Origin of the sequence: Roseateles subflavus (assembly GCF_030285365.1) — a bacterium.
GTDB classification, from domain to species: Bacteria; Pseudomonadota; Gammaproteobacteria; order Burkholderiales; family Burkholderiaceae_C; genus Roseateles_B; species Roseateles_B subflavus.
The window spans coordinates 356703-381123 of the sequence record NZ_JASVDS010000001.1; the positions used below are offsets into that span (position 1 = coordinate 356703).

The following is a 24421-nucleotide window of genomic DNA, read 5'->3' on the forward strand; positions in this document are numbered from 1 at the left end:
CATGGACCGACGTCATTTCCTGCAGACCGCGCCGCTGGGCGCCCTCGCGGCCACGGGCGGCGGCGCGGCCGCGGCCGGGCGAGCACCACTGCTGCGCCCGCGGCGCCTGCAGCCGGGCGACACGATCGGCCTCATCAGCCCGGCCAACGCCAGCTTCGAACGCGAGCCCGTGGCCCTCGCCACCGAGGCGCTGCAGGCCCTGGGCCTCCAGGTGCGGCTCGGGCCCCATGCCCTCTCGCGGCGCGGGCAGTTCGGCGGCACGGACGCCGAGCGGGCCGAGGACATCCACCGCTTCTTCGCCGACGACCGCATCGCCGGCCTGCTGGCGCTCACGGGCGGCTCCGGCTGCGCGCGCATCGTCGATCGCCTGGACTACGGGCTGATCCGGGCGCACCCCAAGTTCTTCGGCGGCTTCTCCGACGTCACCTGCCTCATCAACGCCATCCACCGGCAGACGGGGCTCGTCACCTTCCATGCGCCCTTCGCGGGCTCGACCTGGACGGACTTCACCACCCGCCACTTCCGCGCCCTCGTGATGGCGGGCGAGGCGCCCCTGCTGCAGAACCCGCGCGGCGAGCAGGGCGGCGACCTCGTTCAGGCCCATGACCGCGCCTGGACCGTGCGCGGCGGCCGCGCGCGAGGGCGGCTGATCGGCGGCAACCTGGCCGTGCTCAGCGCCATGGCGGGCTCCGACTACTGGCCGGATTTCCAGGGGGCGATCCTCTTCCTGGAGGACATCAACGAGTACATCTACCGCGTCGACCGCATGCTCGCCACGCTGCGCCTGGCGGGGGCCCTGCGTCAGCTGGCGGGGGTGGTGCTGGGCCAGTTCACCCAGTGCACGCCGGGTGACGGCAACTACGGCACGCTGACGCTGGACGAGGTCTTCGAGGACTACTTCGGCGGGCTGGGCGTGCCGGTCTACCGCGGCGCGATGATCGGCCACATCCCGCGCAAGTTCACGCTGCCGCTCGGCGCCGAGGCCGAGATCGACGCCGACGCCTGCACGCTGCGCCTGCTGGAGCCCGCCGTTCGCTGAGCCCCCGCCCGCTCAGCGGCAGGGCGCGACCGGCAGGCCGTAGGGCAGCAGGAGGTCCGCCGTGGCCCCGCTGCGGCACAGCTGGGCCAGCACGCGGTCGAAGGCCTGGTGCTCCGCCGGCTTCAGGCGCTGCCGGCTCAGGCCGAAGTGGTAGCTCAGCTGGCGCACGACGCCGGCCGACTGCAGCGGCGCCAGGGTCTCGTTCTGCAGCAGCGTGAGCGCCGTGCTCTCGTTGACGAGCGCCAGCCCGTCCGGGCCATAGGCGCCCTGGCCCAGGCGGCGCAGCACGGTGAGGTTGTCGGGCTCGACCCGGACGTCGACGTCCAGCCCCTGCGTCAGCTCCTGCAGCAGCTGGGCGGTGCCGGACGGCCCGTAGGCGGCCACGGTATGACCGACCAGGCTGCGCGGCCCCTTGTAGACGAAGGCCTGCCCGCTGCGCGCGAAGAGGGCATAACGCGCCATCAGCACGGGGCGCGTGACGTGGAAGAAGCGGCGCCGCTCGGCGATGTCGGCCACCGTGAAGAGGCCGTCCGCCTCGCCCTGCTCGGCGCGGGCCAGCGCCTGGCGCCAGGGCAGGAAGCGCACCTCGCAGCGCCACTTCAGCTCCGCGCACACCGCCTGCAGCACGGCCACCATGGGGCCGGCGGGCTCGCCCTGCTCGCGGTAGGTGTAGGGCGGGCGGTCCTGGGTGTAGAACATGCGGATGGGCGTGGCGGCGCCCGCCCCGGCGCAGGCTCCGACGAGCAGTACGGCCAGGAGCGGGAGCGCCAAGAAGCGCGCGGCAACGCCCGGCACCCCGTCCGCCACCGCCCGGCCGCCACGGCCTCCGCGCTGCGCCTGCCTCCCGCTGATCGCCACCATCCGGTCACCCTGCCTCGCCTGCCAAGGGCGCCGAGCATAGCGGGCCGGCCACGACACGCGGCTGACACCGCAGCGAAGCACTCGGATGTGCAGCCGATGTGAGACAGCGCCGGCCGGGCCGGCGGCTCGCTGGCCCCGTCAGCGCGGCTGCAGCGCGCAGGCCGACGCCGGCACCATGTAGGGACGCAGCAGGGCGGCGGTGCGCCCCTGCCGGCACTGGCGCTGCAGCGCGTCGTCGAACTGCTCGAAGTCCGCCGGCGTCCAGCGGGCGCGCACCAGGCCGTAGCCATAGGTGAACTCGCGGACGGCCCCCGCCATCTGCAGGCCCTGGAGGCGCTCCTGCTTGAGCAGCCACAGCGCCACACTCTCGTTGATGAAGGCCAGGCCCTGCTCGCCGTAGCGGCCGTGGCCCAGCTTGCGCAGCACGGTGCTGTTGTCCGGCTCGGTGTGGATGACGAGGCCGGGCAGCTCGCGGGCCAGCTCCGCCAGGGCCGAGGAGGTGCCCGAGGGCCCGTAGACACCGATCTCGCGACCCTTCAGGCTGGCCGGCCCCTGGTAGACGTAGCTCTGGCCGCTGCGCGAGAACAGGGCGTAGCGAGCGTCGATGACCGGGCTGCTGAAGAGGAACAGCGGCTCGCGCTCCGCCGTCTGCAGCAGCGGGAAGATGCCGTCGACGCGACCGGCCTCGGCGTCGGCATAGGCCCGTCGCCAGGGCAGCAGCTGGATGTCGCAGCGCCAGCGGAGCTGCTCGCAGACGGCGCGCAGCACATCCACCAGCGGGCCCGTCGCCCGGCCCTGGCGCTCGACGACGTAGGGCGGCAGCGCCTCGGTGACGAAGCGGCGCAGCGCCGGGCCGGCCGGCAGCGGCTCGGCGCTCGACACGGCCGGGGCCAGGCCCATCACGGCGGACACGATCCAGGCGGCGGCAAGGCAGGTGGGGAATCGCATGCGGCAAGCATATCGGAGCCCGGGATGTGGGCGCCCGGCGTTGTCGCCGGGTGCTGCCGCAGGTCAAGACGCCGCCCCCGAGGTCCTCGGCACGGGGCCCGGCACTCCCGCCAGCGGCCGCCGGACGGGGCGCCTGCGGGAGTCAGCGCCGGCTGGCCAGCCAGTTCACGAGCTGGTCCAGCACCGGGCGGCCGGCCCAGCCGGCGGCCTCGTCGTTGAGCATCACGGCCAGCACCCAGGTCCGGCCGCGGCCGTCCTGGACGACGCCGGCCAGCGAGACGACGTCCCGCAGCGTACCGGTCTTGAGCCGTGCCCGCCCCTGGGCCGGCGCGCCCACGAAACGCCGACGCAAGGTGCCGTCGACGCCCGCGACCGGCAGGCCGGACAGCCATTCCGGCGCGCGGGGGCTGCGCACCATGTGGCGGATGAGCCGGGCCAGCGCATCGGCACTGATGCGCTCGGTGCGTGACAGTCCGGCGCCGTTGTCCAGGACGAGGCCGGCGCTGTCCAGGCCGTTCTGCGCGAGCCAGGCCTGCGTCGCGAGGGCGGCGCGGTCCTGCGTGCTGGCGGCGTTGGCGCCGTCCGAGGCCGCTGCGCCGAGGCGCTGGTAGAGCAGGCGCAGCTGCAGGTTGTCGGAGCGCTTGAGTGCGCCGCGCAGGCTCTCGGCCAGCGGCCGCCCGCCGTGGGCCTGCAGCACGCGGGCCGCCGCCGGCGTCACGCCGTCCCGGATCTCCCCGCGCAGCTCGCCGCCCAGCGATTGCCAGAGCTGGCGCAGCGTGAAAGCCAGTACCCACTGACGATCCAGTGCCTGCAGCCACGGCTTCTGCTCGCAGCTCACCGGGAAGCGCCCCTCGAGGATCAGGCGGGGCGGCAGCGCCGGCGCGCCGGCGGGCGGGGGCAGGAAGCGGAAGGTCAGCGGCAGCACGTCCCAGTGACGGCAGGGGGCCTCGGCCAGCGCGACGGCGCGGGTGTCCACCTCCACCTGCGGCCAGTCCGGCAGGCGGGCCTGCAACGCCCCGGTGCCCGCGCTGCGCAACTCCAGCTGCTGCACGCCGCCGTCCAGCAGCAGGGCGTCGGGCACGACGTTGTAGGCGAAGTTCGGGGTCTCATCGAACGGCGGGGTCACGAGGTCCGGCCGCGCGGGCGAGAACAGCGAGCGGTCCAGCACCACGCCCTGGGCCAGGGTCTGAACGCCCGACAAGCGCAGCTGACGCAGCAGGGACCACAGCGCGGCGGTGTCGAAGTCGCCATCGCCGGCGCCTCGCAGGTACAGCGGGCCGTCCAGCACGCCTTGCAGGAGCGGCGCATCGGCCAGCAGCTCGGTGCGCGGTCGCAGCTCCGTGCCCAGGCGGTCCAGCGCGACGGCGGCCGTGAGCAGCTTGATGACCGAACCCGGCACCATGGGCCGCTCGGCCTGCCAGACGAGGCCGGACGCGGGATCGTCCAGGGGAAAGGCGCGCACCGCCAGGGATTCGGCCGGGATGCCCACCTCCGCGAGCGCCTGGCGCACGGGCGCCGGCAGCGTCGTCTCGGGCGCCTGCGGGCGGCGGGTCTCGGCGGGGTCGAGCACCAGCGCGGGCGGCGTGCGGGCGGGGGCGGTCCGGGTGGGCCGGGTCTTTTCGGCCCCGGCCGGCGTGCCGGTGGCGAGCAGGGCCGTGGTGCTCAGGACCAGGGCCAGCGCAAGGCCGCGGCCGGAAGAGGCGGGAGGCAGGGAGGAGCGGCGCATGGGCCGCACTGTATCGCCTGCCGACGGGAGCGCCGGGCGGGCTTCAGCGCAGGTAGTCGCTGACGCCGTGCCGGAACTTGTCCTCGAACTGGGACTGGCACTGCTCCCATTCCTCGAGCGTGGAGTCCTGGACGTCCAGGCCCTCGATTTTGCTGCTGCTCGCGAGGCTCAACGGCCGCGCGATGGCGTTCATGGCAGTGCGTCCCAGCGCGGCCATGCGCGCCATGCCTGTCTCGGGAAGCGAGGCCCCGCGGGGCTTGATCAGCTGTGCCATGGTTGACCTCGGCGGCGTCAGTGATGGCTTGAGTTTGCGCCGCCGGGCCGCGTCAGGCCATCGCATTTGAGGCGCAGAAGCCCCCTGTTTCGGGGTGCCGTCCCCTGTAGCGGTGGCACGCCGGGGGCGCGCGGTTCAGGGGCGCGGCTCGACCTGCGTCGCGACGAATTCGCGGATCTGCTCGAGCATGGGCTGCACGGCCCGGGGGGCGTCGATCTCGCCGGCCAGCACGTGCTGGCCCGGGGACTCGCTGTAGTCGACCTCGATCAGCTGCTTGCGGGCGCTGCCGATGCGCTCGAAGGCCGCACGGGCCTCGCTGACGTCGATGACGGTGTCTCGCGGGGACATGAGCATGAGCGTGGGCGCCTGGATCTTGCCCAGCTCACTGCCGCGCACACGTTCGACCAGCGCCATCATCGGGAACAGCGCCTTCGTGGGGTAGCGGTGGGTCCAGAAGCGCGCCTTGCGCTCGTTGGCCGGCGTTTCCTGGTACTCGGGGCCCTGGACCATGCGGGCGATGCTGCGGCCCCAGGGCCAGTTGATCACGCCGGCCTTCGGGTCCCGGGGACCGAAGTTCGGGGAGATCAGCACCCATCCGGCCACGTCCTTGGCTTCCTCGCGCTGCGCCAGCCAGGCGGCCAGCGTGGCACCCGTGGATGCGCCGACGACCAGCACGCGCTCGCCCAGCCGCTGGCCGACCTGCAGCGCCTCCAGCGCATCCGCCTTCCACTGGCCGATGCTGGCCTCGCCCATGGCCTCGCCGGGCAGGCCATGGCCCGCCAGGCGGGTGTAGAAGGTGTTGCCCCCGAGGGACGCGGCCAGGCGCTCGGGCAGCGGCGCCATCTCCTGGCGCGTGGCCGAGAAGCCATGCAGGTAGACCACGGCCCAGGGCGCGCGCTGGCGGCCCTTCTCGCCCCAGACGATGTGCTTCTCGGTGCCCGGCGTGAGCCCCGGGAAGCGGGCCTCCTCGGCGCGCAGATGGCGCTCCAGCGCCTCCAGCGGCTCCGGCAGGTGCACGGGCGTCGTCGGCGCCGGCTCCCAGGCGATCTCGCCGTTGCGGGGGCCGATGGAGAACGTCAGGCCGCAGGCCAGCAGCGCCAGCGCGGCGCCCCAGGCGATGCGGCCGGCTCGGCTCACGCCAGCACCGCGGCCATGGCGTTCGCCACGGCTTCCACGTTCTTGGTGTTCAGGCCGGCGACGCACATGCGGCCCGAGCGGACCAGGTAGACGCCGAACTCGTCCTTCAGGCGGTCCACCTGCGCCGGCGTGAGGCCGGTGTAGCTGAACATGCCGCGCTGGTGCAGGAAGTAGTCGAAGTTGCGGCCCGGCAGCTTGGCCGACAGCGTCTGGTGCAGCGCGTTGCGCATGGCGAGGATGCGCTCGCGCATCTCCTCGACCTCGCCTTCCCACAGGGCGCGCAGGGCCGGGTCGCCCAGCACCTTGGCCACGAGCTGCCCGCCGTGCATCGGCGGGTTGGAGTAGTTGCGGCGGATGGTCGCCTTGAGCTGGCCCAGCACGTGCGTGGCCTGCTGGGCATCCGGGCAGACGACCGACAGCCCGCCGCAGCGCTCGCCGTACAGGCTCATGTTCTTCGAGAAGCTGTTGGCCACGAAGAAGGGCAGGCCGGCGTCGGCCATCGCGCGGATGGCGAAGGCGTCCTGCTCCAGGCCGTCGCCGTAGCCCTGGTAGGCGATGTCCAGGAAGGGCAGCAGCTCGCGCTGCTTCAGCAGGGGGATGAGGGTGTCCCACTGCACGGGGGTGAGGTCCACGCCGGTGGGGTTGTGGCAGCAGGCGTGCAGCAGCACCACGCTCTTGGCGGGCATGGCCTGCACGGCCTCGAGCAGCTCGTTGAAGCGCACGCCGCCGCTCACGGGGTCGTAGTAGGGGTAGGTCTTGACCGCGATGCCCGAGCCCTCGAAGACGGCGCGGTGGTTGTCCCAGGTCGGGTCGGAGACATAGATCGCGCTCTCGGGGAAGTAGCGCTTGATGAAGTCGGCGCCGACTTTCAGGCCGCCACTCGAGCCCACGCTCTGGATGGTGGCCACGCGGCCGGCCTTCAGCACCTCGGCGTCACGGCCGAACAGCAGGGCCTGCACCTCGCTGCGGAAGGCGGCGAGGCCCTCCATGGGCAGGTAGGGGCGCGCGCCGGCGGTCTCGACCACCGCCAGCTCGGCCTTGCGGACCGAATCCATCATGGGGATGCGGCCGTCGTTGTCGAAGTAGATGCCGATGGACAGGTTGATCTTGCCTGCGCGCGGATCCTTCTGGAAGGCTTCGTTCAGGCTGAGGATGGGATCGCCCGCATAGGCGTCAACGTGTTGGAACATGGCAGTCACTCCGGGGGTCTGGGTCAGCCCGCCATTATGCGGCCGGGGGCTGCCAGACAGGCCCCGCGGGCCGGTCGGCAGCCCCGCCGCAGCGGGGCGGTCGCCTTCGTCCCTGATGAGGGGAGGCTTGCCCGCCAAGGGCGCTGACACAGGCCACGCGGCGGGGGATTGGCGCGCAGTCTATGCCAGCCGCCGCCGATGTTCGCGTGCCGAAGGACACCCGTGCGGACCCGCCCGGGGCCGCGGCGCCGGTGGGGCCGGTGGGGCCGGCCAGGCGTGAGGGCCGCCTCAGCCGGCGGGCGCCAGCCAGTGCGCAAAGCGCCCATGCGGATGGGACCATGCCAGCGCCTGGGGCGCCTGCCCGGCGCGGCGCCATTGCCACAGCGTGGCGCTCCCGGCCGACAGCGCCTCGGGACGGGCGGCCAGCGGCACGTCAGCCGGCCAGTCGCTGTGAGCCGGGGCCTCGGCGCTGAGCCACCAGAGCCCGCGCGCCGCCATCAGCTGCTCGATGCGCGCCCGGTGGCGATGCCGGTCCGCCTCCTGGAAGTAGTACAGCACCCAGCTGTTGAACAGCACCGGCTGCACGTCGGCGGGCAGGCCGTCCAGCCAGGACTCGAGCACGGCCAGGCCGTCCGACGCCGCCTGCACGGGCCAGCGCTGGCGGCACGCCACGCCCAGCGCCGCGCTCAGCCGCGCCCGCCGCTCGTGGTCGTAGGGCCACAGGCAGGCGAGCAGCCAGCGGGCGTCAGCCTCGTCGGCGACCTGCAGGGGCGCGAGGTCCACCCCCAGGCGCCGGGCCAGCGCGAAGCCGGGCTCCGGCGACGGGAAGGCACCGTGCCAGCGGCAGGTGGCGACGGGCGCGTCGGACGACGCCGGGGCCACCTCGAGCCTCGCCGCCTGGCCCGGTGCGGCCTGCGGGTCGAGATAGCGGTAGCCGTAGGCGTCCACCCCGAGGTTCAGCCCGGCACTGCAGCCGAAGTCAAAGAGCGCCAGGCGCGGGCGCCCGCCGGCCCGGGCCAGGTGCTGCAGGGCGGGCCACAGCACTGCACAGCGGCCGATCTCGTTGGTCTGGGTTGCCCGACGGCGCAGCAGCGCCCGCAGCGCCGGCTCGTGCGCCTCGACGAACGCCGCCAGTGCCGCAGGCAAGGCCGCGTCCGGGATCCGGGTGCCGCCCACCGAAGGGAAATAGGCGGCCAACGCCGACGCCGGCGCCTCCATCACGAGGCTGTGCAGGGCGGCGAGGTACAGGTTCGGCCGGGCCTGCTCCGGGGGCGTCTCGTCCATCGGCGCCAGCAGGGCGGGCTGCGCCGCGAGCGCGCGCCCGATGGCCTGATAGAGCGGCTCCTCGGGGCAGTCTTCGGCCGCGAAGGCCCGGAAGACGCGGGACCAGTCGGTCCGCGCCGCCGGGGCATCCGGCCCGGGGGGGCATGGCAGGTGTGACAGGTGGAGAGCGGCAGTCATGCGGGCAGCATAGGGCGGCCGCCTCGCCAGAACAGTCGGACACCCGACAATCTCACCATGACCGCTCCCCGACACCGCCCGCCCCCTCCTGCGCCCGCCCGCTCTGCCCGGCGGGCCGCGCCCCGAGACGGCCACGCCCCGCGGACGGACGTGCGTGCCGCCTTCACCGCGGTCCTGGACGCGCTGTCACCGGGCCTCGGGCCGACGCTGGACGACGCCCGCTGGGCGGCGCTCGGCCCCCTGCTGCGCCTGCTGCCGCTGGCGCCCGGCCAGCCGGTGCTGCTGCAGGGCCATCGGCCGCAGGCCTTCTTTGCGGTGGCGGCGGGCGAGGTTGAGGCCCGCTTCAGCGGGCTGGACGGCCAGGTGTCCGTGCTGGAAGCCGTGGCGCCACCGCGGCTCTTCGGCCTGGCGGGCTTCGTGTGCGGCCAGCCCTCGCGCTACGAGGCCGTGGCGCGCGAGCCGAGCCAGCTGATCGCCATCGGCCCGGGCGCCTACACCTGGCTCATGGACCAGCTGCCTGGATTCGCGCGGGCCCTCATGCGGGAGTTCGCCGGGCGCTATGCGGGCACGCTGGGCCTGCTGGCGGCGTCCCGGCACGCCACCGCGGCCGAGCGCCTGCTGCTGAGCCTGCAGCAGCTGGACCAGGAGCGGGGCGAGGACGTGCCGGGCGAGCCGGGCTGGCGGCGGCTGCGGGCCAGCCAGGCGGCGCTCGCGGCGCTGGCGGGCGTCTCACGGCAGACGGTCAACGAATGGCTGGGCCAGCAGGCGCGCGAAGGCCGGCTGCGCCAGGCCTATCGCTGCATCTGGTGGCGTCCCGCCGGCCCGGCGCTCACAAGGTCTTGAGGTACTCCAGCAAGGCGCGCTTGTCCGCCTCGGGCAAGGTGGTGCCGGCCAGATGGCCGGTGTTGCCGTTGCCGGGCTGCGTGGTGTCGAAGCTGGACGGCCCCTGATCGCTCACCAGGCCCACGCGCACCGGATCGAACTCGCGGCTGCCCACAAAGAAGCGCGCCGGCCGCTGCGCCACCGGCTGCAGCAGCGCCCAGAGACTGGGCACCGAGCCGTTGTGCAGGTAGGGCGCCGTGGCCCAGATGCCGTTCAGCGGCCGGGCCTTGTAGGTCGCCACGGGCGTTGGCGCGGGCGCCGGCGCCACGGCGGGTGCCGCGTCATGGGCCACACCGGGGGCCGGAGGCGAGGACAGCACCTGCTTGAGCAGCTCCGCCGTGGGGCGCTGGTGCGTCCAGCCGGCCGGCGGCTGGAACTGGCCGGCGCCACGCAGCTCGTCCGCCAGCTGGGCTTCGTACTGCAGGATCAGGGCGTCCAGCGTCGACGGGATGTCGGACAGCATCACCCCCAGCGCGCCCTGCACCACCATCGTGGCGCCCGGTGCCTTGGCGCCGTAGCGCGTGCCCAGCGGTGCACCGGTGATCTGCACGCCCTGCAGCCGGCCGGTCAGCGCCTGGCGCATCGCGACGGCCGTGGCCATGGTCGGGTCCGTGCCGACATCGTGCATCTGCGCCGTGATGCGCCGGTAGGGGTTGGTGCGCTCGATGGGCAGGTGGCACTGCGCGCACTGCTGGCCGTAGATCGCCTCGCCCTGCTTCGCCAGGCTGCGGTCCAGGGGGCCCAGCAGCTTTTCGTCCCACTGCGGCGACCACAGGCTGCGCAGCCAGCCTTCCAGGTGCCCCAGCGCGCGGATGTCGACGGAGCTCGGGTAGCGGCAGCCGATGGGCTTGCAGTCCTCGATGCGCAGGTTGCCGAACACGCCCAGCACCTCGCCCACATTGCGCGTCACCTCGCCCAGGCCGATGGGGCCGTTGGGCGCGGAGCCGTTCCATTGCACCTTGTCGTGCTGGGGCGTATCCCACAGGAAGGGATAGGACACCGGCGCATTGGGCGGCAGCGCGTTGGCCGGCAGGTCCAGGGAGGTCACCAGCACCTCGTTGAAGATGTTGCCGAAGGCGTCGAGCCGCGCATGGCCCGGGCTCTGCGTCGGCCGGTTCAGGGCCAGCCGGGACGCGGACTCGGCCGCCTCGCGCGCCAGCGCCTCGCGCAGCGCCTGCTGCTGTGCCGGGCTCGTCTGGCCGAGGGCCGTGGCGAAGCGCTGGAACTTGGCCTCGTCCACCTGCGTGGCCTGCAGCGCGGCCACCAGCTCGGCGAAGAAACGGTTGAAGTCCGCCAGCGCCGGGGCACCGTCGATGCGCAGGCCGCGGCCCTTGAAGTTGATCTGGCCCGTGTGGCAGGCTGCGCAGCTCAGGCCCATCCAGTCCTGCCCCTTGGCGTCCGTCGCCCGGGTGAAGCCCACGGGCAGGCCGTCGGGGTTCCAGGCGCCGGGCCCGGGGTCGGCCGGCAGGTAGCCCAGCTGCTCGATGTGGGCACGGCTGCGGAAGGGCTCGGTGCTCTCGGCCCGCTCCAGCACGAGGAACCAGCGGTAGGGAATGATCTGCGAGCCCTGCGAGGTGAACCAGAAGGACATCTGCGTCTTCTGGTCCCAGCCCTGATCCAGGCTGAAGACCGGCATGGGGCCGGCGCTGTCAGGCACCGGCGTGTTGTTCGGGACGGGCTGCCAGACGGCGCAGGCCGCCAGGGCCAGAGCGGCGCAAGCCAGGGCCAGTGGCCCGCGTTGAAGCGTCCTGTTCATCTTGTTTCCCCTTTGTTGTGGACCTCTGCCGGACTGTAGAAGCGGGGCAACGCGGCTGCAGGATCACTTCATCCATAGAGCTAGGGATGGCGCCGACAATGAAGGCATGTACTCCACCCCCGCGGACTGGCCCTCGCCCCTGACCCTCGTCCTGGCGGACTCGGAGCTGGACAGCGCCGAGCGCCGCGGGGACGAGGCCGTGCTGACGCTCGCCAGCGCCCGGGTGCACTGGCCCAGCCTCACGCAGCGCGCCCCGCAGCAGGGCTGGGTGTGGCCGCTGCGGCTGCAGTTCACGGGAATTCAGGACTGGGAGGCGGCAGCCCTGGTGCCGGGGCGCATCGCCTCGGCGCATCTGCAGTGCGATGGGCAAGACCTGACCCTCACGCTGCCCGGCCGGCTGAAGGGCCGGCTGACGCTCACGCTGGAGGGATCGCGCGGCGGGCGCCTGCGGCTGCAGGCCGCGGCGCTGCTCGTCGCGCTGGACGGCGCGCAGCTGCGGGAGTCGCTCGCCTGCTGAGCGGGCTCAGCTGCCCAGCGCCGCCTCGATGTCGGCGCGCAGGGCTTCCGGGGTGTCGTTGGGTGCGTAGCGGCGGATCACGCGGCCGTCGCGGCCGACGAGGAACTTGGTGAAGTTCCACTTGATCGCCTGGGTGCCCAGCAGGCCCGGCTTCTCCTTCTTGAGCCACTGCCACAGGGGATCGGCCTTGTCGCCGTTGACCTGCACCTTGGACATCATGGGGAAGGTCACGCCGTAGTTGATCTCGCAGAAGGAGGAGATCTCGTCGTTGGTGCCCGGGTCCTGCCCACCGAATTCGTTGCTGGGGAAGCCCACCACGACGAGGCCGCGCGTGCGGAAGTCCTGCCAGAGCTTCTCCAGGCCCTTGAACTGCGGCGTGAAGCCGCATTCGCTGGCGGTGTTGACGATGAGCAGCACCTTGCCGTGCTGGGCGCCCAGCGAGAAGGGCTGGCCGTCGATGGCGGTGGCGTTGAAGTCGTAGACCGTCGGGTTTGGCATGACTGGCTCCTGCAGGAGGCTGGATATTAGCCTCGCCGCCTTTCCAGCGCCGCCAGCAGGGCCGCGCCGACGATGCACAGGCCGCCCAGGGCCGTCTGCAGCGTCAGGCTCCCGCCGCCCCAGGCCAGGGACGACAGCGCTGCGAAGGGCACCTCGCAGAGCATCACGATGGCGGTGACGTTGGCCGGCAGGCGCGCTGCCCCATATTGCAGCGACAGGTTCGAGAGGAAGAACAGCAGCGTCATGCCAGCCAGGGGCAGCAGCCACAGGGCCGACGCCAGGGCCGGCCACGGCACCAGGCCCTGGCTGGCCATCACGGTGGCGGTGGCCGACGACACCAGCATGCCGCCCGTGAACATGGCCAGGGCCCGGGCCTCCGCGCTGCGGCCGGCCTCGCGGCGCAGCAGCACATTGTTCAGGGCAAAGGACATCCCGCCGAGCACCCCCAGCCAGTCGGACAGGCTCGAGGGCATGGGCAGACCGCCCCCCGCCGGCGCCAGCACGGCCGCCGCCCCGCCCAGGGCCAGGGCCATGCGCAGCAGCGCCAGGCGGGTCAGGTGCTCGCCCAGGATCAGCCGCGCCAGCAGCACGGCCCACAGGGGCATGAGATAGAACAGCAGCACCACCCGCACGACATCGCCGGTGGAGACGCCCCAGTTGAAGAAGGTGTTGGTCGTGCCCGCCGCTGCCATGATCAGCCACAGCGAGGGCGTGGCCAGCAGCTCGCGCCAGGCCTGGCGGCGCAGCACCACGATCACCAGCCAGGACAGGCTGAAGAAGCTGACCGTGGCCCACAGGGGATGCAGCCCCGCGGCCTGGAACTGCCGGAACGGCCACCACGAGAGACCCCAGACCAGGGCGTTGAAGATCAGACCGATGAAAGCCATGCAGCAGGCGCACACAAGAGCCGGCGGATGCGAGTGCCGGCGCGACGGATGGGGTCAGGTCATGCCCCCCAGGTGCAGGCAGACCGTCCGGACCGTGTCACTGCTTACAGGGCATGGGTTGGCTCGCTGCAACAACCCCTTGAAATCCATTGGAAAGCCGACACACTGCCGACCCACAATGCGCAGGGTTTATAGCATGGTGTTCCGCAGGGGAAGCGACTCCAATCGGGACGCCATCGAGCCGGCCTTCTCGGCAGGCCTGCCATCCGTGATGAGCCTACGAACTAGGGAGAGCCCGACTTGGACCACTTGGCCTGCTTGACCCCGGCTGATCTGCAAACCAAACCGGCGCCGGACCTCAGCGCCTACCGCTGGCGACTGCTGGCCCAGGGCGACTCCTGGTTCAGCTTCACGGCCGCGCAGATGAATGCGCATGCCAACCTGCTGGAAGAACTCGTTTTCCGGGACAAGGCCCTGGCCGTCAACTGCGCCGGGCAGAGCAACGCGCTGAGTCACATGGTCGATCTGGAGTCCGCGCCGGACTTCGTCCGCCTGCTCTCGGCGGACGACGCGCCGACCTGGGACGGCATCCTGCTCTCCGTGGGCGGCAACGACCTCGTGAAGGCCGCCCAGACGCCCGCGCACCTGCCGGGCGGCGAGCCCGTGGAGCTCCACCTGCGCCTGCTGCGCCGCCAGACGGAATGGGGCCCCCCTGCCGCCGGCGTCGCCCGCTATTTCTCCGAGCCCGGCTGGGCCACCTACGCCGACTACCTCAGCGCCAACCTGCGCCACCTGCTGAGCCTGCGGGACCAGGGTCCCTCGGCGGGCAAGCCGGTCTTCATGCACAGCTACGCCGTGCCCATGCCCCGCCCGGCTGGTGCCGAGGATGCCTCGGGCCCCTGGCTCTACCCGGCGCTCAAGGCCTATGCCATCCCCGCGGCGGACTGGGCGGCCGTCAGCCGGCTGATGGTCCACCACCTGGCCCAGCTGCTCAAGCGCCTCGCCGCCGACCAGCAGCTCTACCCGCGCCTGCATGTCTTCGACTCCACCGCCGTGCCCCTGGCCCTGGCCGCGCCCGGCTCCAGCGGCAACAGCGGCGACTGGTTCAACGAGATCCACCTGAACCACAGCGGCTGCTTCAAGATCGCCCGTGCCTGGAGCGAGCACATCGAGGGCGTGCTGAACGGGAACACCGGCGGCAAGAAGAAGGCCTGATCCGGCGCCGGCACCGCCGGAACCATGCAAAAGGGGCGCCCATGGCGCCCCTTCGCTTGTCAGGCGCCGCGGCGCTCAGTGCTTGTCCGAACGGGCGATGGCCAGCAGGCGCTGGACCTCGTCGGCATGGTGGACCAGGTTGCTGCGATGCCAGCGCTGGATCAGCCACATGGTGCCGGCCACGACCAGGCCGAAGATGGTGATGGCGCCGAAGGCCGACATGCCCACCCGGGTCATGCCCGTGTAGAGCGCGCCCAGGCCCAGGATGCAGGCCTGCTCGTTGAAGTTCTGCACCGCGATGGAGCGGCCGGCGCCCATGAGGTTGTGGCCCCGGTGCTGCAGCAGGGCGTTCATCGGGACGACCAGGTAGCCGCCGATGCCGCCGAGCACGATCAGGAAGGGCGCCGCCACCCACACGTTGTGGATGAAGTTCATCAGGATGACCAGCAGGCCCATGGCGATGCCCAGCGGCACCACGGCGGTGGCCTTGTCCAGGCGCATGACCATGGAGGCCACGATGGCGCCGGCCGCCGTCCCGATGGCCACCACGCCGACGAGGCTGGAGGCCTGCGTGGTGCCGTAGCCCAGCGCCGCCAGCGCCCACGCCAGGACGATGTAGCGCAGGTTGCCCGACACGCCCCAGAACAGCGTGGTCGTGGCCAGGGAGATCTGGCCCAGCTTGTCCTGCCACAGGCGCGAGTTGCAGTTGGCGAAGTCGCGCACCAGGTAGAGCATGTCCCGGCCCATCGGCTGCAGCGCCGTGTCGGTGCGGGGGATGCGCAGGTTGAAGAGCGCTGCCACCGCGTACAGGCTCACCAGGGCCGCGATGGCCGCCTCGGCGGGGGTGTCGATGCCGGTGTCGATGAAGGGCAGGTCCAGCGACAGCAGCGCCGGCGCGATGTGCTGCCCCACGAGCTGGCCGCCCAGCAGGACGCCCAGGATGATGGAGGTGATCGTCAGGCCCTCGATCCAGCCGTTGGCCTTCACCAGCTGGGACGGCGGCAGCAGCTCGGTGAGGATGCCGTACTTGGCCGGCGAGTAGGCCGCCGCGCCCAGGCCGACCACCGCGTAGGCCAGCAGCGGGTGCAGGCCGGTGAGCATCAGCAGGCAGCCGACGACCTTGATGCTGTTCGAGATGAACATCACCCGGCCCTTGGGCACGGCGTCGGCGAAGGCGCCGACGAAGGGCGCCAGCACGACGTAGAACAGCGCGAACATGGGCACCAGGGCGGCACGCTGCCACTCGGGGGAGCCACCGCTGCGCAGCAGTTCCACGGCGGCGACGAAGAGCGCGTTGTCAGCCAGCGAGCTGAAGAACTGCGCCGCCATGATGGTGTAGAAGCCTTTTTTCATGGACCCGAGCTTGTGAATGCCTGTCTTGTCGAAGCAATGGAGAGAAGAGCCGTGCCCCCGTAAACGCCTCACAAAACTTCACAAGCGGGCCATGCTGCGGCGGGTTTATAGCATGCAGGCCTGTGGGCGCCATGACGTCAGGGGGCGCCGCGATGGGGCGCACGCCGCTCCCGGCTGCAATCCTTCGCAGGCCATGGCGGTGACGGCGCTGCCGCCCGCCCGGCGCGCCGCCGGCCGCGCGCAGCGCACGGCCGGCCCGCAGGCTAGGGCAAACCCTCGGCCTTTGCTGCCACAATGTCGACCATGCCGCGCCCCATCCAAGCCCTGATCCACCCGTCCAACCTGGCCCACAACCTGGCGCGTGCCCGCGCCTGTGCCCCCGACGCCCAGGTCTGGGCGGTGGTCAAGGCCAATGCCTACGGTCATGGCGTCGAGAACGTCTTCGAGGCCTTCCGGGCCGCCGATGGCTTCGCCCTGCTGGACCTCGACGAGGCGCAGCGCCTGCGCGACCTCGGCTGGCGCGGCCCCATCCTGCTGCTGGAGGGCTGCTTCGAGCCTCGCGATCTGGAGCTGTGCTCCCGCCTGAAGCTGTGGCACGCCGTGCACTGCGAGCAGCAGATCGACTGGCTGGCGATGCACAAGACGCACGAGCCCCACCGCGTCTTCCTCAAGATGAACAGCGGGATGAACCGCCTGGGCTTCTCGCCGCAGGCCTTCCGTGCCGCCTGGACCCGGCTCAACGCCCTGCCCCAGGTCGACGAGATCTCGCTGATGACGCACTTCTCCGACGCCGACGCCACGCGCTTCGGCGAGGACGGCATCGCCCACCAGATGGCCGCCTGGACGGACGCCACGCAGGACCTTCCAGGTGAGCGCTCGCTTTCCAACAGTGCCGCGACGCTGCGTTACAACCAGCGTCCCGAGGTGCGGGCGGACTGGGTCCGCGCCGGCATCATGAGCTACGGCGGCGTGCCGGACTTCCCCGAGCACGACCTGGCCCACTGGGACCTGCGGCCCGGCATGAGCCTGCGCGCCCAGGTGATCGCGGTGCAGCATCTGCAGCCGGGCGACTCCGTCGGCTACGGCAGCACCTTCGTGGCCGAGCGTCCCATGCGCATCGGCACCGTGGCCTGCGGCTATGCCGACGGCTACCCGCGCCATGCCGGCAGCGGCACGCCGGTGCTGGTCAACGGCCGCCGCAGCCTGACGGTGGGGCGCGTCTCCATGGACATGCTGGCGGTGGACCTCACCGAGCTGCCCGACGCCGGCTTCGGCGCCGAGGTGACGCTGTGGGGCCAGAGCAGCCAGGGCGCCGTCCTGTCGATCGACGAGGTCGCCCGCGCGGCCGGCACCATCGGCTATGAGCTGATGTGCGCCGTGACCCGCCGCGTGCCGGTGCGCGTCGAGCCGATCCAGCCCTGAGCCACCGGGCGATCCGCGCCCTTCCCGGCGGCTCCTGCTGCAGGCAGTCCCCTCTTGGTGCAGCCCAGGCGGGCCGTGCGGCAGGTCGTCGCGGACGGCTTGGACGGCGCGGCGGTCGCGGTAGGCTTGCACCTGAGAACAAGGGGTTCTCGACCACAAGGAGCAGACATGAGCAGCATGAGCAGTGAGCTGGAACGCCTGGCGGAACTGCATCGCCAGGGCCATTTGAGCGACGACGAGTTCGCACGCGCCAAGGCCCGCATCCTGCAGGGCGAGTCCGCGGCGGCGGGCGGCCAGGAGAGCCAGGGCGGCTTCCAGGCCGGCATGGGCAGCGGCATGGGCAGCGGCACGGCCGGTGCGGCCGGCAACACCCTCCTGCGCCGCAGCCTCAACGACCGCTGGCTGGGCGGCGTCTGCGGCGGTCTCGGCCGCATGACCAACGTCGAGTCCTGGATCTGGCGCCTGCTCTTCGTGCTGACCAGCCTGTGCGTCGGCGGCGGCCTGCTGATCTACCTGCTGCTGTGGATCTTCGTGCCCGAGGAATGACCGGGCGATCCGGGGATTCGCCACACGGCTGAGGCGCCGGAATCCCGACCCTCGGGGTAGCATGGGCATTCACCGACCCAACCGGCGTCGGCCCACCCCCGGGGGTCCATGAAGCGACTCTTGAATGTCTTCCTGCGGCAGTCGCTGTCACGGCAGCTGGTCCTGCAGCTGAGCCTGCTGGTGACCGTCATGCTGGCGGTGCTGACCGGCCTGGCCTATGCCGTGATCGGCCAGGCCGCCCTGCAGGTGGTGCCGCCGGTGATGCGCCGCACCGTCAGCCTGCATGCCGCGCAGCAGGGGCAGGTCTTTCTGCAGGCGCAGGCCAGCGTCGAGCGCCTGGGGCAGGAATGGCAGCGCCGCATCGGCCAGGCCAGTGACGCCGAGATCGACCGGCGCTGGGCCGAGCTGTTCGAGCGTCAGGCGGACGGCGTCTGGCGGCTGAAGCCGCGCTGGATCGACACCGAGCGCGCGCCCACCTTCTATCTGCAGCACGGTGCCCACGGCCCCGATGCCTCCGCGAGGCGGCGCGCCGTCGTCAGCCACCAGCTGCTGCTCGAACAGGGGCCGGCGCTCGTGCCGCCCTTCTTCTCGGTCTACACGGACTTCGTCGAGAAGGGCCTGATGGTGTTCTCGCGGGGGATCGACTGGGGCCGCAGCGCCACGCCCACCACCGACAACTTCAGCTACCCGACCATGACCGGCTCGGACCCGGCGCGCAATCCGCAGCGGCAGCGCTTCTGGACCCCGGTCTACTTCGACACCGAGGCCAAGGCCTGGATGGTCTCGGTCATCCAGCCGCTGGACTGGCAGGGGCGCTGGGTGGGCACGGTCGGCCATGACATCACCATCGACGCGCTGCTGCAGCAGATCGTGGACGCCGAGGCGCCCATGGGCTCGACGGCCATGATCCTGAGCGGCGCCGGTCAGCTGATCGCCCACCCGCAGCTGCGCGAGCGCATCGCCCAGGCGCAGGGGCAGCTGGCCCTGCAGGACCTGAAGGACCCGGTGCTCGACCAGGTCCACACGCTGCTGAAGACCCGGGGCGCCGGCACGGGCGGCCAGGCGGGCGGACAGGACGGCATGACGGCGGATGGCCGCTACCTGGTCGCCTGGAGTCGCATGCCGGGGCCGGACTGGTGGGCGGTGCGCATCATTCCCGTGGACAGCATCGACCGCATCCTGCGCACCGTCGTGCGCTGGATGCTGAGCGTGGGCCTGTTCGGCCTGGTGCTGACGCTGCTGCTGCTGCGGGGCGTGGTCCGGCGCCGGCTCTACGAACCGCTGGAGGCGCTCAGCCAGTCCATCGAGACGCAGGCGAAGCGCGTGCGCGGCGGCGAGGAGCCCAGCGCGCTGCCGGCCGCCGCCTCGCCCGAGCTCATCCGCCTGACCGGGGCCTTCGACACGCTGGCGGCGGGCCTCGCCGCACACCGCCGCGAGGAGCACAGCGTGCGCAGCGCCCTGGAGCACGAGGTGCAGGAGCGTCGTCAGGCGGAGGAGTCGGTGCGGCTGCTGAATCTCTCGCTCGAGGCCCGGGTGCAGGAGCGCGGCCAGCAGCTGCAGCAGGCCCACGAGGAGCTGGTGCAGCGGGACACGCTGGCCAGCCTGGGCTCGCTCGTGGCGGGGGTCTCCCATGAATTGAACACGCCCATCGGCAACGCCCTGATCGGTGCGGACACCGCCGCCGAGACCCTGCGCGCGGTGCGCGAGACACTCGCCGGCCCGGCCGTGCGCCGCAGCGAGCTGGAGCGCCAGCTGCAGCTCGCCGAGGAGAGCCTGCATCTCACGCTGGGCAATCTGAAGCGCAGTGCCGGCCTCGTGCGCGACTTCAAGCAGGTCGCCATCGACCGCGCCAGCCTCCAGCGCCGGCCCTTCCAGCTGCGGCAGGTCTGCGAGGAGGTCGTCCACCTGCTGCAGCACTCGCTCAAGGGGCCGCAGCACGAGGTGCTCATCGAGCTGCCTGAGGATCTCAGCCTGGACGGCTACCCCGGGCCCTTCGGCCAGGTGCTGACCAACCTCGTGCAGAACGCGGTGATCCACGCCTTCGGGGATCGACCGGGCGGGCGCATCCGCATCGAGCTGCTGAGCCAGGATGCCGAGCACATCCACCTGGCCCTCAGCGACAACGGCCGCGGCATCCCGGCGGAGCACCTGGACCAGGTCTTCAAGCCCTTCTTCACCACGCGCCTCGGCCAGGGCGGCAGCGGGCTGGGGCTGCACCTGGTCTACACCATCGTCTGCGATGTGCTGGGCGGCCACATCGAGCTCAGCAGCCGCCTGGGCGAAGGCACGCGCTTTGTGCTCTCGCTGCCGAAGATCGCCCCGGCGGGCCCCATGGACCGGGCCTGAGGCCGCGAAGGTGCGCCCGGCCCCCGTATCCTGGCGCCATGGAATTGATCGCCACCAAGCACCCGGCTCAGGACAAGGTCGACACCCTGGAGCTGCGGCGCGACGACGGCAGCCGCGTCCGGCTGCAGATGCCCCGTCAGGGCACCCTGCCGCATGACCTGATCCATGTGCTGGTCGAGGCCCTGCCCGCCTTGCGCCAGGGTTTCCTGGACCAGGTCGCCCGGGGTGCCGAGCCGGCCTTCACGATGCGCCAGCTCCATGCGCACCCGGCCGAGGCGGCCGAGGCCGCGGCGGGGGCCTGGCAGGTCGAGGCGGTGGTCGAGGCCCTGCAGACCCAGCTGTGGGCCGGCTGCTTCGATGCCGACGCCTTCGCCGACGGCGTGCGGCTGGCCTGCGAGGCGCGCGGTGTCGGGGTGCCGGCGACGGACGCGCGGCACTACGGCGCCTCGCTCCACGCGCAGGCGCTGCGGATGCTCCAGGACTGGCAGTCGTTGCCCGCCGGCGGCACGCTCGCGCTGCGACACCGGCCCGCGCCCGCCTGAGGCGCCCCCGGGGCGCGCCGGCCTACTGCTGCGGCCGCGTGGCGGCGTAGATGCTGCCGAGGCACAGGGCCATGCCCGCCACGGACAGCGCGGTGGGCACCCAGCCCTCCAGCAGCGCCGAGATGGCCAGCGCGATCACTGGAATCACCACGCCCGTGAGCGCGGCCCGGGCCGGCCCCTGGCGCTGCGCGAGCTTGAAATACAGCACGAAGGCAATGACCGAGCCCGCCACGGCCAGGTACAGCAGGCTCAGCAGGTAGCTCGGCTGCCAGCTGAAGTGCCAGCCCGTGCCGTTGGCCAGCGAGAGGCTGGCCAGGAAGGCCGAGCCGTAGCCCATGCTCCAGGCCAGCACCGGCACCAGGGGCAGGCCGCGGCGCGTGAGCGTGAGCGTCAGCACATTGCCCACGCAGGCGCACAGCACGGCCAGCAGCCCGAGGCCCAGCCCCAGCGCCGCGGTGGGCCGGGCGCCGGTGGCGGCGATCTCGGGCCAGAAGATCATCACGACGCCCACCACCCCGCCGCTGGCCGCAACGAGGAAGCGCCGGCTGACCGTCTGGGCGAAGAACAGCCGCCCGGAGAGCGCATTGCCGAAGACCATCAGGCAGAACAGCACCGCCACGAGACCGGTGGGGATGTGGCGCTCGGCCTCGTAGACGGAGAAGTAGTTGCCGCTGTACTGCACGATGCCGGTGGCCAGCATCAGGCCGTGGGCCGACAGCGGCAGGCGCAGGGACTCGCCATGCCAGCGCGCCAGCCCGGCCAGCATCAGCGCCGCGAGGGCGAAGCGCCAGGCCACGGAGTTCAGTACCGGCACGCCGCTGTCCAGCTGGTAGAGGATCACGTGCCAGGTGCTGGCCCAGATCAGCGTGGGGCCCCAGAACAGCCAGCGGGAGGACAGACCGGCACTGGGGGCGGCCGGCATTGCAGTCGTACTCATTCAGTTTCCAAAAAGAAGACGCGCCGTGAGGGCGCGTCCGTTGCATTTCACGACGGGTGCGCCGCGTGCGGCGACCCGGTTCCTGCGCAGGCCCGGCTCAGGCGGCGCGCTTGAAGGTGGCCAGCAGCGTGCCGGCGGCGATGAAGAGGCTGCCGAAGACGCGGTTGAGCGTCTTGATGTGCTCGGCGCTGCGCAGCGCGGAGAGCACCTTGGCCGCCAGCGCCGTGTAGCCCGCCATCACCACGAGGTCGGTGAAGCACAGCGTGGCGCCGATGACGGTGTATTGCGACGTCAGGCTCTGGTGCATGTCCAGAAACTGCGGCACCACGGCGAGCAGGAAGACCGTGCCCTTGGGGTTGACCGCGTTGATGGCCCAGCCACGCAGCACCAGCTGACGCAGGCTCACCGCGCGGGCCTCGCCCGGCTCGGCGGCCGCCACCAGCGGCTTGGCCGGCGCGCGCCACTGCTGCACGCCCAGGTAGACGAGGTAGGCCACGCCCAACCACTTGACCAGCGCGAAGCCGAAGGACGAGGCGGCGATCAGCGCGCCGAGGCCCGCACCGACCAGCACGATCTGCGTGAGGATGCCCAGCACGAGGCCAAAGGTCGTGAAGTAGCCGCGGCGGAAGCCGTGATTGAGGCCGGAGCTCATGGCGGCGATGGCGCCGGCGCCCGGCGAGAGGCTGATGGCCCAGGAAGCGGCGAAGAAGGCCAGCCAGGTCGAGAATTCCATGTCGAGGTGCTCCAGCGAAGGCCGCGCCCGAAGACAGCGGTGGGCGGCGGCGAACCGTGGTTGTAGCACTTTGTCCGGGTTTTTGCCGAGGTCACGGGGCCTGGGTCATGAACGCCGCCCGCGCCCGGCCCGCGCGGGGCCACTCGTGGTCCACAGGACGGAGGCGGTCCCGCCCGGCGAGCGCCAGGGGGCGGCGGGTCACGCCACAATGCCGACCATGGCCAAGGAAAAAACCATCTACAGCTGCAGCGAATGCGGCGGCAGCAGCCCGAAGTGGCTCGGCAAGTGCCCGCACTGCGGCGCCTGGAACACGCTCGTCGAGACGCTGGTCGAACCGGCCGGCGGCGGCAAGAACCGCTTCCAGGCCCTGGCCCGCAGCCAGCCGGTGGCCACGCTCAGCGAGATCGAGGCCAGCGACTACGACCGCACGCCCACCGGCCAGGAAGAGCTGGACCGCGTGCTGGGTGGCGGCATCGTGGCCGGCGGCGTGGTGCTGATCGGCGGGGACCCGGGCATCGGCAAGTCCACGCTGCTGCTGCAGGCGGTGGACGCCCTCTCGAAGCAGTGCACCGTGCTCTATGTCACCGGCGAGGAGTCGGGCGCCCAGGTCGCGATGCGCGCCCGGCGGCTCGGGCTCTCCGGCGCCCAGGTGCGGGTGCTGGCCGAGATCAACCTCGAGAAGATCCTGGCCACCATCGAGGCGGAGTCGCCGGCCTTCTGCGTGATCGACTCCATCCAGACGCTCTACTCCGACCAGCTCTCCTCCGCGCCCGGCTCCGTGGCCCAGGTGCGCGAGTGCGCCGCGCAGCTCACCCGCACGGCCAAGGCCGGCGGCTGCGCGATGGTGCTGGTGGGCCACGTCACCAAGGAAGGCGCGCTGGCCGGGCCGCGGGTGCTGGAGCACATCGTGGACACCGTGCTGTACTTCGAGGGCGACACCCACAGCAGCTTCCGCCTGGTGCGGGCCATCAAGAACCGCTTCGGCGCCGTCAACGAGATCGGCGTCTTCGCCATGACGGACAAGGGCCTCAAGGGGGTCGCCAACCCCAGCGCCCTCTTCCTCTCCACCCACGGCGACCCGGTGCCGGGCTCCTGCGTGCTGGTCACCCTCGAAGGCACGCGACCGCTGCTGGTGGAGCTGCAGGCCCTGGTCGACTCCGGCGGGCCGAGCCCGCGCCGGCTCTCGGTCGGCCTGGACCGCGACCGCCTCGCCATGCTGCTGGCCGTGCTGCACCGGCACGCCGGGGTCTCCACCAGTGACCAGGACGTCTTCGTGAACGCCGTGGGCGGCGTGCGCATCGGCGAACCGGCGGCCGACCTCGCCGTGCTGCTGGCCATCCAGAGCAGCCTGCGGGGCAAGGCCCTGCCGCGCGGCTTCATCGCCTTCGGCGAGGTGGGCCTGGCCGGCGAGGTGCGCCCGGCGCCCCGGGGCCAGGAGCGGCTCAAGGAGGCCGCCAAGCTCGGCTTCAGTGTGGCGGTGGTGCCCAAGGCGAACGCGCCCAAGAAGCCCATCGAGGGCCTGACCGTGCATGCCGTGGACCGCATCGAGGACGCCATCGACGTGCTTCGCGGGCTGGACTGAGTCAAGGTTGGCATCCCGGCCCCCTGCCGGGCTTCACAGGGACTGGCTCTTGCGGCGAAGTCTGCTTACGATGGGGCGCATCTCGAACTGCCCCTGCCACCAAGGAGCCCGCCATGACCGACTCTGCTGAGCAGCGCCAGCACACCCGTTTCGACCTGCCGGCGTCGCAGCAGGACGTGGCCTCGCTGCCGGGCTGGATCTTCAAGCCCGTGCAGTTCACCCGCGGCCCGGCGGGCCTGGTGCTGAACATCAGCAATGGCGGGCTGCAGGTGCTGACCAGCGCCTCCGAGACGCTGGACCACGGGCCCTACGAGGTGGTGCTGCTGCTCGGGCAGGCCGACGCGGAGCCCGGCGAGGACGAGCAGGTGTCCTGGTTCAACGGCGTGCTGGAGCGCGCCTGGACGCGCCCGCTGCCGGGCATGGGCCATCTGCACGGCATGCGCTTCCTCTCCGCCAACTCCACCGCCGAGAAGTTCCTGGCCGGCCATCGCGCCGACCTCGAGGCGGGGCACTGGGTCCGCTGCGTGCTGCTGCAGGTCAAGCCCTGACGCGTCGACGCTGACCTGGCC

Annotated in this window: 23 protein-coding genes; 10 read left to right on the plus strand and 13 right to left on the minus strand. The window is 72.1% G+C overall.

The genetic code is table 11. The features are described from left to right. Nucleotide 1 precedes the first annotated feature (1 nt). Nucleotides 2–1039, plus strand: a complete 1038-nt coding sequence (locus QRD43_RS01615) for a S66 peptidase family protein (protein ID WP_285980723.1) — start codon at nt 2–4, stop codon at nt 1037–1039. 12 nt (nt 1040–1051) lie between these two features. On the opposite strand, the gene QRD43_RS01620 is transcribed toward QRD43_RS01615, so the two are convergent. From QRD43_RS01620 to QRD43_RS01650, 7 genes are all read right to left on the minus strand, one after another. Next, entirely contained in the window at nt 1052–1810 is a 759-nt protein-coding gene (locus QRD43_RS01620; RefSeq protein ID WP_285980724.1) for a substrate-binding periplasmic protein, read from the minus strand. Nucleotides 1811–2038: 228 nt separating this feature from the next. Beyond that, on the minus strand, nt 2039–2848 hold the full coding sequence (locus QRD43_RS01625) for a substrate-binding periplasmic protein (protein ID WP_285980725.1): 810 nt from the start codon (nt 2846–2848) through the stop codon (nt 2039–2041). A 142-nt stretch (nt 2849–2990) separates the two neighbouring features. After that, complete coding sequence (dacB, locus tag QRD43_RS01630; RefSeq protein WP_285980726.1) at nt 2991–4574, minus strand: D-alanyl-D-alanine carboxypeptidase/D-alanyl-D-alanine endopeptidase; 1584 nt, start codon at nt 4572–4574, stop codon at nt 2991–2993. A 43-nt stretch (nt 4575–4617) separates the two neighbouring features. Then, the gene (locus tag QRD43_RS01635; protein ID WP_285980727.1) at nt 4618–4848 is read right to left on the minus strand and encodes a hypothetical protein; all 231 of its coding nucleotides are present in this window, start codon (nt 4846–4848) and stop codon (nt 4618–4620) included. 135 nt (nt 4849–4983) lie between these two features. Continuing rightward, nucleotides 4984–5985 carry an alpha/beta hydrolase gene (locus QRD43_RS01640; protein WP_285980728.1) on the minus strand — a complete coding sequence of 334 codons (1002 nt, stop codon included), beginning with the start codon at nt 5983–5985 and terminating at the stop codon, nt 4984–4986. Next, nucleotides 5982–7175 (minus strand): amino acid aminotransferase, encoded by a 1194-nt coding sequence (locus tag QRD43_RS01645; protein WP_285980729.1) that lies wholly within the window; start codon nt 7173–7175, stop codon nt 5982–5984. The genes QRD43_RS01640 and QRD43_RS01645 overlap by 4 nt, the downstream gene beginning before the upstream one ends. Nucleotides 7176–7463: 288 nt before the next feature. Continuing rightward, nucleotides 7464–8636: a DUF2332 domain-containing protein gene (locus QRD43_RS01650; protein ID WP_285980730.1), complete on the minus strand. Its 1173-nt coding sequence runs from the start codon at nt 8634–8636 to the stop codon at nt 7464–7466. A gap of 57 nt (nt 8637–8693) precedes the next feature. Here QRD43_RS01650 and QRD43_RS01655 point away from each other — a divergent pair, with 57 nt between their 5' ends. Further along, on the plus strand, nt 8694–9479 hold the full coding sequence (locus QRD43_RS01655) for a Crp/Fnr family transcriptional regulator (RefSeq protein WP_285980731.1): 786 nt from the start codon (nt 8694–8696) through the stop codon (nt 9477–9479). Here the strand turns inward: QRD43_RS01655 and QRD43_RS01660 are convergent. Further along, a complete protein-coding gene (locus tag QRD43_RS01660; RefSeq protein WP_285980732.1) occupies nt 9466–11274 on the minus strand; it encodes a di-heme-cytochrome C peroxidase in 1809 nt (602 codons plus the stop codon). The two genes, QRD43_RS01655 and QRD43_RS01660, sit on opposite strands and share 14 nt — an antisense overlap. Nucleotides 11275–11380: 106 nt before the next feature. On the opposite strand from QRD43_RS01660, the gene QRD43_RS01665 reads away from it, so the two are divergent. Next, a complete protein-coding gene (locus tag QRD43_RS01665) occupies nt 11381–11791 on the plus strand; it encodes a hypothetical protein (RefSeq protein ID WP_285980733.1) in 411 nt (136 codons plus the stop codon). 6 nt (nt 11792–11797) lie between these two features. Here QRD43_RS01665 and QRD43_RS01670 read toward each other — a convergent pair whose 3' ends face one another. Next, nucleotides 11798–12289, minus strand: coding sequence for a glutathione peroxidase (locus QRD43_RS01670; RefSeq protein WP_285980734.1), 492 nt, complete (start codon nt 12287–12289; stop codon nt 11798–11800). A gap of 26 nt (nt 12290–12315) precedes the next feature. Next, nucleotides 12316–13176 carry a DMT family transporter gene (locus QRD43_RS01675; protein WP_285980735.1) on the minus strand — a complete coding sequence of 287 codons (861 nt, stop codon included), beginning with the start codon at nt 13174–13176 and terminating at the stop codon, nt 12316–12318. Nucleotides 13177–13494: 318 nt separating this feature from the next. Between QRD43_RS01675 and QRD43_RS01680 the strand changes: the two genes are divergently transcribed. Further along, a complete protein-coding gene (locus tag QRD43_RS01680; protein WP_285980736.1) occupies nt 13495–14391 on the plus strand; it encodes a hypothetical protein in 897 nt (298 codons plus the stop codon). A 75-nt stretch (nt 14392–14466) separates the two neighbouring features. On the opposite strand, the gene lplT is transcribed toward QRD43_RS01680, so the two are convergent. Next, nucleotides 14467–15744 (minus strand): lysophospholipid transporter LplT, encoded by a 1278-nt coding sequence (lplT, locus tag QRD43_RS01685; RefSeq protein WP_285980737.1) that lies wholly within the window; start codon nt 15742–15744, stop codon nt 14467–14469. A gap of 303 nt (nt 15745–16047) precedes the next feature. On the opposite strand from lplT, the gene alr reads away from it, so the two are divergent. The 4 genes from alr (at nt 16048) to QRD43_RS01705 (ending at nt 20600) form a co-directional block, all read left to right on the plus strand. After that, a complete protein-coding gene (gene alr, locus QRD43_RS01690) occupies nt 16048–17166 on the plus strand; it encodes an alanine racemase (RefSeq protein WP_285980738.1) in 1119 nt (372 codons plus the stop codon). A 168-nt stretch (nt 17167–17334) separates the two neighbouring features. Then, nucleotides 17335–17712: a PspC domain-containing protein gene (locus QRD43_RS01695; RefSeq protein WP_285980739.1), complete on the plus strand. Its 378-nt coding sequence runs from the start codon at nt 17335–17337 to the stop codon at nt 17710–17712. A 108-nt stretch (nt 17713–17820) separates the two neighbouring features. Then, the gene (locus tag QRD43_RS01700; protein ID WP_285980740.1) at nt 17821–20058 is read left to right on the plus strand and encodes a sensor histidine kinase; all 2238 of its coding nucleotides are present in this window, start codon (nt 17821–17823) and stop codon (nt 20056–20058) included. A 38-nt stretch (nt 20059–20096) separates the two neighbouring features. Then, complete coding sequence (locus QRD43_RS01705; RefSeq protein WP_285980741.1) at nt 20097–20600, plus strand: hypothetical protein; 504 nt, start codon at nt 20097–20099, stop codon at nt 20598–20600. 22 nt (nt 20601–20622) lie between these two features. Here the strand turns inward: QRD43_RS01705 and QRD43_RS01710 are convergent, their stop codons facing one another. Next, complete coding sequence (locus tag QRD43_RS01710) at nt 20623–21537, minus strand: DMT family transporter (protein WP_285980742.1); 915 nt, start codon at nt 21535–21537, stop codon at nt 20623–20625. Between the two features lie 97 nt (nt 21538–21634). Beyond that, nucleotides 21635–22270 (minus strand): LysE family transporter, encoded by a 636-nt coding sequence (locus QRD43_RS01715; RefSeq protein WP_285980743.1) that lies wholly within the window; start codon nt 22268–22270, stop codon nt 21635–21637. Nucleotides 22271–22487: 217 nt separating this feature from the next. Between QRD43_RS01715 and radA the strand changes: the two genes are divergently transcribed. Both radA and QRD43_RS01725 read left to right on the plus strand, forming a co-directional pair. Then, nucleotides 22488–23852: a DNA repair protein RadA gene (gene radA, locus QRD43_RS01720; RefSeq protein WP_285980744.1), complete on the plus strand. Its 1365-nt coding sequence runs from the start codon at nt 22488–22490 to the stop codon at nt 23850–23852. Between the two features lie 113 nt (nt 23853–23965). Further along, nucleotides 23966–24400: a hypothetical protein gene (locus QRD43_RS01725; RefSeq protein ID WP_285980745.1), complete on the plus strand. Its 435-nt coding sequence runs from the start codon at nt 23966–23968 to the stop codon at nt 24398–24400. Nucleotides 24401–24421 lie beyond the last annotated feature (21 nt).